At 56.0% G+C, this 11,680-nt stretch carries 11 protein-coding genes; 6 read left to right on the plus strand and 5 right to left on the minus strand.

What is annotated here, in order from left to right; genetic code table 11:
- Positions 1-4 precede the first annotated feature (4 nt).
- The 4 genes from HGP14_RS26915 to HGP14_RS26930 are packed head-to-tail and all read right to left on the minus strand — an operon-like array spanning position 5 to position 3,608.
- Positions 5-457 carry a hypothetical protein gene (locus HGP14_RS26915; RefSeq protein ID WP_168832927.1) on the minus strand — a complete coding sequence of 151 codons (453 nt, stop codon included), beginning with the start codon at positions 455-457 and terminating at the stop codon, positions 5-7.
- Between the two features lie 22 nt (positions 458-479).
- Positions 480-1,472, minus strand: coding sequence for an ABC transporter substrate-binding protein (locus HGP14_RS26920; RefSeq protein ID WP_205927358.1), 993 nt, complete (start codon positions 1,470-1,472; stop codon positions 480-482).
- Positions 1,469-2,668 (minus strand): Gfo/Idh/MocA family oxidoreductase, encoded by a 1,200-nt coding sequence (locus HGP14_RS26925; RefSeq protein ID WP_246704596.1) that lies wholly within the window; start codon positions 2,666-2,668, stop codon positions 1,469-1,471. Before HGP14_RS26925 ends, HGP14_RS26920 begins: the two co-directional genes overlap by 4 nt.
- Entirely contained in the window at positions 2,658-3,608 is a 951-nt protein-coding gene (locus HGP14_RS26930; protein WP_168832928.1) for a PDR/VanB family oxidoreductase, read from the minus strand. Before HGP14_RS26930 ends, HGP14_RS26925 begins: the two co-directional genes overlap by 11 nt.
- Before the next feature lie 141 nt (positions 3,609-3,749).
- On the opposite strand from HGP14_RS26930, the gene HGP14_RS26935 reads away from it, so the two are divergent.
- A complete protein-coding gene (locus HGP14_RS26935; RefSeq protein ID WP_168832929.1) occupies positions 3,750-5,030 on the plus strand; it encodes a Rieske 2Fe-2S domain-containing protein in 1,281 nt (426 codons plus the stop codon).
- 49 nt (positions 5,031-5,079) lie between these two features.
- On the opposite strand, the gene HGP14_RS26940 is transcribed toward HGP14_RS26935, so the two are convergent.
- Positions 5,080-5,598 (minus strand): MarR family winged helix-turn-helix transcriptional regulator, encoded by a 519-nt coding sequence (locus HGP14_RS26940; protein ID WP_168832930.1) that lies wholly within the window; start codon positions 5,596-5,598, stop codon positions 5,080-5,082.
- 521 nt (positions 5,599-6,119) lie between these two features.
- Here HGP14_RS26940 and HGP14_RS26945 point away from each other — a divergent pair.
- The 5 genes from HGP14_RS26945 to HGP14_RS26965 are packed head-to-tail and all read left to right on the plus strand — an operon-like array spanning position 6,120 to position 11,496.
- A complete protein-coding gene (locus HGP14_RS26945) occupies positions 6,120-7,304 on the plus strand; it encodes an ABC transporter substrate-binding protein (RefSeq protein WP_168832931.1) in 1,185 nt (394 codons plus the stop codon).
- A gap of 26 nt (positions 7,305-7,330) precedes the next feature.
- The gene (locus tag HGP14_RS26950) at positions 7,331-9,238 is read left to right on the plus strand and encodes an ABC transporter permease (RefSeq protein WP_168832932.1); all 1,908 of its coding nucleotides are present in this window, start codon (positions 7,331-7,333) and stop codon (positions 9,236-9,238) included.
- Positions 9,235-10,041, plus strand: coding sequence for an ABC transporter ATP-binding protein (locus HGP14_RS26955; protein ID WP_205927364.1), 807 nt, complete (start codon positions 9,235-9,237; stop codon positions 10,039-10,041). The genes HGP14_RS26950 and HGP14_RS26955 overlap by 4 nt, the downstream gene beginning before the upstream one ends.
- Positions 9,956-10,813 carry an ABC transporter ATP-binding protein gene (locus HGP14_RS26960; RefSeq protein WP_205927359.1) on the plus strand — a complete coding sequence of 286 codons (858 nt, stop codon included), beginning with the start codon at positions 9,956-9,958 and terminating at the stop codon, positions 10,811-10,813. Before HGP14_RS26955 ends, HGP14_RS26960 begins: the two co-directional genes overlap by 86 nt.
- Before the next feature lie 20 nt (positions 10,814-10,833).
- Positions 10,834-11,496 carry an isochorismatase family protein gene (locus HGP14_RS26965; protein ID WP_168832933.1) on the plus strand — a complete coding sequence of 221 codons (663 nt, stop codon included), beginning with the start codon at positions 10,834-10,836 and terminating at the stop codon, positions 11,494-11,496.
- Positions 11,497-11,680 lie beyond the last annotated feature (184 nt).

An 11,680-nucleotide genomic window follows, 5' to 3' on the forward strand; every position in this document is an offset into this window, starting at 1 on the left:
CCGATCAAGCAGCGACATCCTCTGAGCCACCCAGTCTGCCGATGAGATCCGAAACAGTCATCACCTCTCGCATCGGCAATGCGTCGTATGATCCGTCTTCTTCAACACTATAAGACAGCCCGTCCCCTTCCCAGAGCCACCAATAAACGACCCCGCCTTGCTTATCACGGATCGGCATCTTGAATGTCGGGAACGACTTGAAATCACTTGGGATAGGAAGTGCACCAATTTTGCGGCCAACAAGCATCCCCGTTTCGAGCGCACCACCCAATGGGAACGTCGCGATGAACGCTGTGGGATTTTCTGATAGTCCAGCCAGGTCTTTTACGGCCTCCGCGCGCAGGCCCCTGAAGAAGCGGACCACCTCCGGATAGGCGGGATGGATGTGGGTCACCTGAGCGTAACCAAGGCCCGCAGAAGTTTCGATTTCGATAATGTCACCAGGCTGCAATCGCATTGTCTGAATCCTAATTTGGACCTTACAGGCTATAAGCTTCGATGGTCGCTGGGTGAAATAACTCTTCAGCCTTCACTCGACGTGGCGAGAGCCCTTGCTCGAAATGATATCGTAAGAAAGTGTCGAGCGTTGCAAGGTTCGGCGGTAAGCCATAGGGCCAGAGATCCGGCCCCATGATCGATCGGGCACGGCTAAGATTGTCCTCAACGAAAGGCATTGTGACCTTTGTCGCAGAGGTGTCGGCTAAAGCTTCTTCGGCAAGCCGCTTGGACTTCGTAAACGCCTTCAGCAATGCTCCTGGGAGCCAGGGATTTGCATCAGCCAAGGAGCGCCGCAAACCAAGAACGTGCATAATGGGGAAGATCTTGGTCCGGTTGAAATATGCCTCGGCCTCTCCAACGGTATCTGAGAACAACCTTCCAATCGCCGGATCGCCTTCATCGAAACACCGCGGCGCGCGCGGGCCGACGAACCCATCGATTTCGCCCCGTTGCAACATGCCATTCAGGGTCTCGCCTTCGGGCGCATCGACGAGCTTGATTTCAGGAGGAAGTATCACTTTGATTTTTTCCGGCCTGCCAGGCGTGTCCATGCCACCTCGCACCCAAGTTATCTCTGCTGGCTTCACGCCATATTCGTCACCGAGTATCCCCCGGAACCAGACGTTGGCCGAAAGCTGATATTCGGCGATCCCGATCCGTCGTCCGCGAAGATCAGATGGAGCGTTTATCCCGCGGTCCTTGCGAACGTATATGGACGTATGGCGGAAAGCTCGCGAAAGAAAGACAGGAACTGCAACATAGTGAGGTTCGCCGCGAGCGACCGAGATCGAATAAGATGAGAGAGACAGTTCGCTGATGTCGAAAGCGGCGTGGCGGAAAGCTCTAAAGAACATCTCTTCAGGCGAAAGCAGCATGCAGGTCGGATCGACGCCATCGATCTGCACTCGGCCGTCAACGATTGGACGGGTACGGTCATAGTCCCCCATTGCGAGTGACAGCGAAAGATTGCTCATGGAGTTTCTCTCAATCCTATTTGATGTTTCAGATGAACAGGTGCTCTGGTCGCAGCCGCCTGCAAAATCGCGTGGCAGACCTCAAGGCTGGCGAGCCCCCAGGCCCCGGTTTGAGCTGGCTGGATATTCTTTCGCAACGCTGTAACGATCGCTTCTATGATTTCCGATCGTGGATACCTGAAGCGCGGGGTCGGACGGAAAACGCGTGCAGCATCATTGTAAAGATGGATGCCGTACGGGGTAATTCTCATGTCCGCTCGGTCACAGGATACGATGAGCGGGCCGAAATGCTCGTATGTTTCGGGCTCGGCGTTTTTATGATCGCTAACGCCGTAGGTCCTGGCTGTTTTCAGCCGTACCTCTTCATCGGCATCAGCGATTTTCTCCAACGCTCTGCGAGCATTGCCGTAATTCGTTGGATCCTTGCGCGTGCCGAGCTCGCCGATATTGTCCATCCACTCATCGCTATCGAAGTGGGCATACCCGGAGTAGGTGATGCAGGCCATCGACTCCGGAAATGAAAGCAACGCGCTATAGGCTCCTTCGGTTGACCGTCTAGGATCCCAGCTGCCCGTCAGAGCAACAACGTCCCGGGTCAAGCCACCGGCCAGCAATCGGACGATGTCGATCTGATGTATACCCTGAGAGAAGACGACACCTCCGCCCCGTTCAGTCTGCAGTTCTTCTGGCCGTCGCGGCCGGTAAAGAAAATCGGTGTAATTGAAGCCATGGATAAGCCGCACCTCACCAACTTCGCCGCTGTCAATAATCGACCTCGCGAGCTGAATTTGTTGGTCGTAGCTGTGGCTCGGACCGACAAGGAGCATAACGCCGGCACTGGCGCACGCTTCAACCATAACCCGAGCATCATCCATAGAAATCGCCAGGGGCTTTTCAACCAGAACATGTTTGCCGGCGGCAGCAGCAGCCAAAACGTGTTCAACGTGCAACTCATGCGGACTGGCGATGTAAAGAAGCTCAACATCGCGGTCGCGGCACAGATCCGCGACGTTGTCGTAAGCGCGACCGCCGAACTCTCGCTCAAATGCCAACCTCGATTGCTCACGAGGTTCGCTTGCGGCGACAAGGCGAACACGGTTGTCGGACCGAAATGCGGGCAGCGTGAGCATGAACGCCCGCCCAAGTCCAACAACACCGATCCTGACGGGAGCGCCGGTTCCTGCTTCAGAGGTCAAGCACAAGCCCTCCCGTCTTCGCGCGTGAAACGCAAATCATGATGAAGGCGTCTTTTTCCTCGTCCATCAGGACCATGTCACGATGGTCCACCGCGCCCGAAACCAGCCGACACTTGCACGAGCCGCAGGTCCCGCTTTCGCAAGAGCTAGTGGTCTTCACTCCACTTTCCCGGACCGCTTCGAGGATAGATTTATCAGCAGGGACGGCGACCTTTTTCCCCGACTTGGCCAGCTCGACTTCGAATGGCGTGTCGTCCGCGCGGACGACATCGACGGGCTTGAAGTCCTCGAAGTTCACCCGGCCTTCCGGCCAGTGACCTGAAATCGACTGGATTGTATCCATGAGGGGTTTGGGCCCACAACAGTAGACATGCATGTTCTTGATTTCGACGAAGTGATCCCAGAAGTCGTAGGCCTTATCGGGATCGCCCTCGTCATGATGGACATGCACTCGCCGTCCGAACGCCTCGCGCAGTTCTTCCAGGTAAGCGGTGTCGGAAGCACTGCGCGTACAGTAGATGATCTGAAAATCCTTGTTTTCGGCCGCGAGTGAAGCCGCCATGGCGTAGATCGGCGTAACACCTATACCGCCCGCGATCAGGAGATACTTGCTGGCCTTTTTCAGCGGAAAGCTGTTCTCAGGCGGCTCGATCGGGAGCGCCGAACCGACGACGGCATCATCGTGCATGGAGGACGATCCACCGCGCGATTGCTGCTCCTTCTTTACCGCAATGACATACTGCTTGGGCTCTCGTCCGTCCCGAACCAGTGAATACCGTCTCATCGCGCCAGATGGTGTTCTGACAGTAATGTGAGCACCTGCCTCGTATGACGGCAAGCTACGGTCATCGATCGGTTCAAGTGTGAATTCGGTGATGTAGGGCGTCAGCTCACGGCGCTGGACGACCTTCATTTCAAAAGGCGCGGTATCATCGATCATGTCGTCATCTTCTCAAAGGATATCGGCCATCCTCCTCGGCCAGTACGAATTACTTAGGTCTCTAAATAATTTTTGTCAACGACTGGACGGATGGCGGCCCGCTATGTAAATTTAGTTAGAGACCTAACCTTGGAGGATCCAATGCTCACGCACGAGGAAAATGAAGTTTTGACGCGCGTTTCACGCGACGCTCCCATGGGAAAGCTGATGCGCCAGCATTGGACGCCGGTATGTCTTATCGAAGAGGTCGCCGAGCGCGACGGCACTCCGCTGCTCGTTGAGGTCCTGGGGGAGCGTTATGTCGCGTTTCGCGACAGCGACGGGCGACTGGGCCTGCTGGACGAGCTTTGTCCGCACCGGAGGGCATCGCTTGTCTACGGCCGAAATGAAGAGTGCGGGTTGCGCTGCCTTTACCACGGCTGGAAGATGGACGTTGAGGGCAACATTGTCGCAATGTCATCGGAGCCGGACGAAAGTCCGCTGATGAACAAGGTCAAGCATAGATCGTATGCGACCAAGGAGTGGGGCGGCTTCGTCTGGGCTTGGCTGGGCGACCAGGCGAACATTCCAGCTTTCGATCCCCCAGCTTTTGCACCGACGGAGAACACGCAGGTCTCGATCCTTAAAATTCGCATCCCCTGCAATTGGGCGCAAATCCATGAGGGACAGATCGATAGCGCGCATTCATCGAGCCTTCATTCCTCGGATATGGTGCCGGCCCGTGTGGAAGGGGCAGCTGCCGATGACAAGTCCTGGTACCGTCCATCGACGGACAAATCCCCGCGAATGCAGACGCAGACCACGAGCTACGGCTTTCATTATGCGGCGATCCGCAAGCCCATCAAGAACACAGATACCCACCAGTACCTGCGGATCACCGAGTTCGTCGCGCCATACTACTCACTGATTCCGCCCAACAGTTCCTACAATGTCGCGAGCGTGATCGTGCCGATCGATGATGTCACCACGGCGTTCCATTTCATCGCCTGGGGGGGCATGGACTGCCCCAGCACCGAGGATTGGCGCAAGTTCAATCATGCTCAAAAAGGCATTCACCTGAACGAGCGCTGGGAATCGTTCCGCACCAAAGAAAACAACTTCCTCCAGGATCGCCAGGCGATGAAGCTTGGCAATTTTACCGGCATCAAAGGCATTCCGAACCAGGATATTGCGATGTGGGTGGGAATGGGGCCGATCGTCAATCGCTCCAACGATGTCCTTGGCGCGTCCGACCTGGCGATCGTGGAGTTCCGTCGTCTTATGGTCGATGCAGCTCGCAAGGTCGCAGCGGGGGGAACCGCTCTTGGCACGGAAGAGCCGCGCCTTCCCCAGGCAAGGATCGCCTCCCACGAAGGGGTCTATCCGAAGACGGTCGATTGGCGGACGCTTGTTGACGCTGAAAGGCAGATCGCGGCCGAATAGGCATCAGGGACGGACCGCTCGCACAGCGGTTCGTCCCCCATGTACTTCATCAGAGAATGTCAAGTTTGTCGTTTTCGAGAACCGGCCGGATGTTGGCCTGTATGGCGTTCAGCAGTTGCAGGAACGTCCGAAATTCTCTTTCAGAAAACCCTTTCACGGCAGTTTGTACAACGTGCTTCGCCATCGGAAGGAGCTCGTCCTTGAGGGCGAGCCCCTTGGCTGTGAGATGAATGTTGATCTTGCGCCGGTCTTCTTCGTTTCTCGTTCTCTTGACTAATCCACTCTGCTCCATCGATTTTATCGCCGAGAGCGTGGTGGGTTCCATGGTCCCCACAATGAGTGAAAGTTCCCGTTGAGTTAGCCCGTCTTCGTGCCAAAGAGCCCTAAGAAAATACCACATCCCGAGCGTGACTCCGTAAGGCTCGATGGTTTGTTGAAGCAGCTTCTGAATGAGGCGGTTCGTTAAGCGTACCTGATAGCCAACGCTTTCGGCAAAAGGGAGTGCGATGTCTTCGAAAGCTTCATCGAAGGCCGCGGACAGGTTAGGCGAGTTCGTTCCACTTTTCATTCATCCATCACTTTCGGGAATACCTTAGCTTATTCAACGTGGCCCCTTCGAACACCTTTGCGAGGGTGCGGCAGCAGATCTAAGCTCGTTTCCTCCGTCTCGCGCATTTTTCACTTCAAGCTGGGTAGAGGTTAGGAACCTAAATGTTCAAACTAAACCTACTAAGGAATTGGGTCAGGCGCAATCCACCGATATCGTGAGCAAAGCTGTGATTTCATGAGTTGTTAGAACGATGGGACGTGCCGACCCTGCAACAGCAGAACGTTCCTTCCATTTTTGACACCATTTTCTCGTTGGGATTCAACGATCAGATGCAACTGAAAGGCGTGAGGTTGTTTCTGCTGCATCCTTTGTCGATTCACTCTCGACAGCGAAAAAACCCGCGTCTATGTTAAATGATAAGAGACCTAAGTAATTTCGATGCTGAGGCTCAGGAGGAATTCACCGGGATTATTCGCTGTCGCTGCTACTTCGGCGCGCCCGGTGATGACATGGCACTATCCACTAAGGGAGGAAAGAGAGTGAAATCAGCAAAAGCACGCTTGGCCGCTATGGCAGTGACCGCTTTGACGGGGTTCATCCCCTATCAGGCAGCAGCGGCCGATACTTTCGAGATTGACGTTGTCCTGCCACTGACCGGCGGGGCGGCGTTCCTCGGCAAGGCCGAACAGCAGGCGCTCAGCCTTTATGAGCAGGTGGTGAAGGAGGGTGGAGGCATCCACGGAAAGGAACTGAAGTTCGTTTTCCATGACGATCAATCGAACCCTCAAACGGCCGTACAGATCGTCAATCAGATCAAAGCCAAATCCCCTCAGGTCATCATCGGCTCTGCGGTAGCGGGGCTCTGCAACGCTATGTCTCCGCTTATGAGGAACGGGCCGGTCATGTACTGTCTGTCGCCCTCCCTCTACGCAAAGCCGGGTGATTACGCATTCAGTTCCAGCGTATCGACCAAGGGTCTTGCTGAAGGTCTGTTGCGCTATTTCAAGGATCGCGGTTGGAACAAGATCGGTCTCATCACGTCTACGGATGCTTCCGGCCAGGATGCTTACAAACAGATCAAGCCGCTCGTCGGTGAAGACGAATTCGCGGGTCTCCAGCTTGTTGCCGAGGCACAGTTCAATCCGACTGACGTCAGCGCTTCTGCGCAGGTGCAGCGCATCAAGGGTGCCCAGCCGGACGCTGTGATCGTATGGTCGACCGGCGCTCCGGTGGGGACCGTTTTCAAGGCTATTCGCGATGCCGCTCTCGAAGTTCCGGTCGGCACGACGGACGGCAACATGACCTACGCGCAGATGGAGCAGTATGCGAGTTTCCTGCCGAAGGAACTTTACATACCCGCTCCGCAGTGGCTGAAAACCGAAAACGGCAAGGAGCTTCCGGAAGCCAGGGCTGCAAAAGATGCCTTCTACAAGGCTTTCGACGCTGCAAAAGTGAAGCCTGACGGGCCGTCGACATTCGCCTGGGATCCGGGACTGTTGGTAGTTAGCGCCCTTAAAACACTACCTGAGGGGGCAACGGCAGAGCAATTGAAGGAATATCTCGCGAACCTGCAGGGGTTCGGCGGTATCAACGGGGTTTACGATTTCAAGAAGGACCCACAGCGTGGCCTCGACAAGTCGAGCGTCGTCGTCACGCGCTGGGATAGCGGTGCAGGCACCTGGAAGGTTGTCAGCGATGTTGGCGGAGCGCTGCTGAACCAGTAATTGCCGACTGAGTGGAGGAAGTTCTCATGGCTGAATTTATACAGATTAGCATTGGTGGCCTACTTGTGGGCACGATCTATGCGCTTATCGCTCTTGGCTTCTCGTTGATTTATCGGGTAACGGCGATCGTCAACCTGGCCCAGGGTGGTTTCGCAATTGTCGCTGCGCTTGTCGGCTATACGTTCAGCCAAAGCCTTGGCCTCCCCCTGCCCATTGCACTCGTCGCTGCCGTGCTCGTCACGACAGCGGCGGGGACTTTGCTGGGTGCCGTGACTTTCGTGCCGGCTCTCAAAAAGCTGTCCAATGCCAACGTGCTGATGTTGACGGTCGGGATCCTCACCCTCGTCGAGGGAATTGCGCTCGTGATCTGGGGCAGTCAGCCGTATTCGGTGCCGCCATTTTCCGGCGAGCAGCCCCTCGACATCGGCGGGATACTTATCCCGACGCAGGCCTTCTGGATCATCGGCACTGCTGTCGTCATCATTGTTGCGATTTGGTACCTCATCGCCAGGACGACTCTTGGCAAGGCGCTGCGTGCTTGCGCTGAGAATCCAGGAGCCGCGACGCTCATGGGCATCAATGTAACGCGCATGACGATCTTCAGTTTCGGTCTCGCAACGATGATCGCCGCCATCGCCGGCGTCGTGGTGGCACCCACCACCACCTTGCAATTCAACACCGGACAGCTCTTCACGATCTCCGGCTTCATCGCGGTTGTAATCGGCGGGATCTCATCGTTTCCGGGCGCTATCCTTGGTGGCCTGCTGCTCGGCATCGCGACGCAGCTCGCAACCGCCTACGTGTCGTCGTTGTTCAGCAGCGCCATTGCTCTGGTCATCCTTTTGCTTGTTCTCGTTTTTGCACCAACGGGCCTGATGCCATCTCGGATAACGCGCCGTCAGGATGTAAGAGAGGAACCCCGCTCGTGGGGTCACATCACCCGCCTCTGTCCAACAGTCGCATGGGGGGCAGCAGCGGTAGCTCTGGCAGTCGTGGTTCTGCTCCCATTCCTCGTCGACGGCACAATCATCTCGAGCCTCACGATTGCAGCGATTATCTTCATCGCATTGCTCGGCCTCGATCTCTTCATGGGATATACCGGTCAGGTGAGCCTTGGGCAGGCCGGCTTCATGGCGATAGGCGGCTACACGGCTGGTTATCTGGCAATCAACTACAACGTCGAGCCATTGCTCGGGATTGGAGCTGGTGTGTTTCTATCCGCCATCTGCGCACTGGTTCTGTCATTCGTCACTCTGCGGTTGCGCGGCCTTTATCTTGCTCTGGCGACCCTCGCTTTTGGCCTCTTGATCGATTCCTGCGCGATCGGTTTCATCGACATCACCGGCGGTCCTTCCGGGATGGTCGGAATCCCGTCATTCTCCGTGGGATCGATTTACTTCGATACTCCGCTGTCGATGTACTACCTGGTCATTGCGATCAATGTTGCTTTGCTCTTGCTGTTTTTCGGGGCGATGAAGTCGAGTTTCGGACGGGCGCTTCAGGCGATCAGGACAGATCAGATGGCGGCGACCGCCCTTGGTGTGAACATCGTCCGGTATAAGCTTGTCGCGTTCTTGATCAGCGCCGTCCTTGCTTCCCTTTCCGGAAGCCTGTTGGCATTTTCGTTCAACTTCCTCTCGCCCGATATGGTCGGAACAAACAGATCGCTTGAACTCGTTTCGATGCTTGTGATCGGCGGTGAGGGAACGCTGGTAGGTCCCGCTTTTGGCAGCATCCTGATTACCTTGTTGCCGACGATCTTCCAGCCGTTGGCGATGTACAAGACGTTTTTCAGCGGCGCATTGCTGATCCTTTGCTTCCTCTATTTGCCGCGAGGAATCTACGGGGTGATTGCCGACGGTCTGAGCCGACTTTCACCTGGGGTGCGTTATAGCGAAGGCGCAAGCAAGCTTGCACAGGGGAGTGCTCGATGATGGTCAATAATGTCACCCGTGAAACCCTACCGGTTATTCTCGAGGTATCGGGCCTGTCGAAAACATTCGGTGGCGTGAAGGCTACCGACAATGTCTCTTTCTCCGTTAGAGACGGCGCAATCACCGCGTTGATCGGCCCGAACGGCGCCGGCAAGACGACGCTGTTCAACCTGATCACAAATATCTTCCCCGCAGACAGCGGAGGTGTGTCCTTCCTTGGCAAGAGCATCAGGGGGACGTCTCCCATGAATGTCGCGGGCTTGGGACTGATACGGACATTCCAGTCCGCACGCGTCTTCCCCGGACTGACCGTGTTGGAGAACGTACTCGCCGGTCGGCATCGGTTGTTCAAGTGCTCTGGCTTGAGCCAGATGCTTTGGACATCTAAGAGCAGGGCAGAAGAACGGGAATCGCGTGAGCGTGCGGTGGCGATGCTGGAGCTGGTAGGGCTGTCAAAGTTTCGCGACGCGCATGCGGTCGATCTGCCGATGGGCGCCCAGAAACTGCTTGAAGTCGTCCGTGCTCTGATGAGCCAGCCGAAGCTCTTATGTCTGGACGAGCCGGCCGCAGGTCTGAATGACACCGAGACCGAAGAATTAGCTGTTCTGCTGCGTGCCATTCGCGTCGCTGGCATTTCGGTTCTGGTCGTGGAGCACAACATGTCGCTCGTCATGAACGTCGCTGATCACGTAGTGGTTGTTGACGCCGGGGCGGTGATTGCAGCTGGCCCACCAGCAGAAGTCCAATCGAACGCCAAGGTTATCGAAGCTTATTTGGGACGGGAAGAAAATGCCGCTGCTTGAACTTCGACAGGTCGCTGCCGGGTATTCCAATACAACGGTATTGAAGAACATCGACATTACCATGAAGGCAGGGGAAATCGTCACCCTGGTAGGCGCAAACGGTGCGGGGAAAAGCACCACAGCCAAGCTGATCTCCGGAATGCTACGGCCATCGAAGGGCGATGTCCTGCTCGACGGAAAACCGATTGGTTCCCTGACCGCCTGTGACCGACTGCGCCAGGGAATCTCGCACGTCCCCGAGGGCCGTCAGATTTTCGGGGGCTTGACGGTCGCCGATAATCTCGCCTTGGGAGCCTATAGCGTTTGCAAGGTCGATAGATCCATTATCGAGCAACAATTCAAATTCGTATGTCGACTTTTTCCGGTTCTCAGGGAAAGGCTGGGTGATATTGCCGGTAACTTCTCTGGCGGGCAGCAGCAGATGTTGGCGATCGCGCGTGGCCTTATGTCCAGACCGCGCATACTGGTGTTGGATGAGCCGTCTCTCGGCGTCGCCCCGCTTTTGGTGGCCGAGATATTCAAACTTATCCAGAGGCTGAGGGATGAGGGCATAACGATCCTTCTCGCGGAGCAAAATGCGCGCCAAGCTCTTGCTATCGCCGATCGGGGATACGTGCTCGAACAGTCAACAATCACCATGTCCGGACCGGCCGGCGAGCTTGCATCATCGAAGGATATCGCCGAGCGATACCTTGGGGTCGGAGGTTCGGTCAGTCATGGGCATGATCGAAGCGGCCAGATGGCGGCAAAATTGCAGGCACTCATAGCCTGAATCAAGGGAGAGAGAAAGTTATGGACACTGCGGTAGATGATGCGACCCTGTTTCGTGAACGCGGATTCGGCGTCAATATGGGGTTTGGGAGCGCGCCAGCGGTCCTTGTCGTTGATATCCAGACGGCCTTCACAGATCCCACATTGCCGCTCGGATCGAACCTTGACGATGAAGTCGCGGCGATAAACCAAGTCATCGATGCTGCGCGACTGGCCGAGGCGCCGATTTTCTATTCCGTTGTGTCCTATGACGAGGCGGATGCGCGGGAATCCGGCATTTGGAGGCTGAAGATGAAGGGACTATCGAGCCTTCAAACCACATCGGAAATTGTGAAGCTGGATCCAAGACTTCACCGTAAAACCGACGACTCCGTTTTCGTCAAAAAATACGCGTCCTGTTTCTTTGCGACGACGCTTGCATCGCAACTTCAAACGATGCGCCGCGATACCCTGATTATTGTCGGCTGTACGACAAGCGGCTGTGTCAGAGCGTCGGCCGTGGACGCGTTGCAATATGGCTTCCGACCGATTCTTGTCCGGGAAGCCCTTGGCGATAGATCAAAGGCGGCGCACGACCAGGCCCTGTTTGATATACAAGCGAAGTACGGCGACGTTGTTGGACTTGACGAGGTCACGATGTATCTGAAGGCGCAGACTTCAGCCGCGAAAGCAATGGCTTCCTAATCATCTATCCCAAACGTTACTCCCGTTGGCGTTCCTGGCATCCACTGGATGCCGGGATTTTTGTTGGGGCTATCCAGCTTGTAGGTTTCCCACCGTGTCCGGAAAACGACCGTTTGGCGGTGCTGGTTAAACCTGTCCGAAAACCTAGCTTCTCGACGGGAAACCGGACAGATTGACCTTGGTG

It is taken from the genome of Rhizobium sp. P32RR-XVIII (assembly GCF_012641395.1).
Classification (GTDB): domain Bacteria; phylum Pseudomonadota; class Alphaproteobacteria; order Rhizobiales; family Rhizobiaceae; genus Rhizobium.

Excerpts from the sequence above, each read along its gene's own strand:
- HGP14_RS26935 (WP_168832929.1), top strand. The coding sequence starts at position 3,750 with ATGCTCACGCACGAGGAAAATGAAGTTTTGACGCGCGTTTCACGCGAC.
- HGP14_RS26955 (WP_205927364.1), top strand. The coding sequence starts at position 9,235 with ATGATGGTCAATAATGTCACCCGTGAAACCCTACCGGTTATTCTCGAG.
- HGP14_RS26950 (WP_168832932.1), top strand. The coding sequence starts at position 7,331 with ATGGCTGAATTTATACAGATTAGCATTGGTGGCCTACTTGTGGGCACG.
- HGP14_RS26965 (WP_168832933.1), top strand. The coding sequence starts at position 10,834 with ATGGACACTGCGGTAGATGATGCGACCCTGTTTCGTGAACGCGGATTC.
- HGP14_RS26920 (WP_205927358.1), bottom strand. The coding sequence starts at position 1,472 with ATGAGCAATCTTTCGCTGTCACTCGCAATGGGGGACTATGACCGTACC.
- HGP14_RS26915 (WP_168832927.1), bottom strand. The coding sequence starts at position 457 with ATGCGATTGCAGCCTGGTGACATTATCGAAATCGAAACTTCTGCGGGC.
- HGP14_RS26940 (WP_168832930.1), bottom strand. The coding sequence starts at position 5,598 with ATGAAAAGTGGAACGAACTCGCCTAACCTGTCCGCGGCCTTCGATGAA.
- HGP14_RS26930 (WP_168832928.1), bottom strand. The coding sequence starts at position 3,608 with ATGATCGATGATACCGCGCCTTTTGAAATGAAGGTCGTCCAGCGCCGT.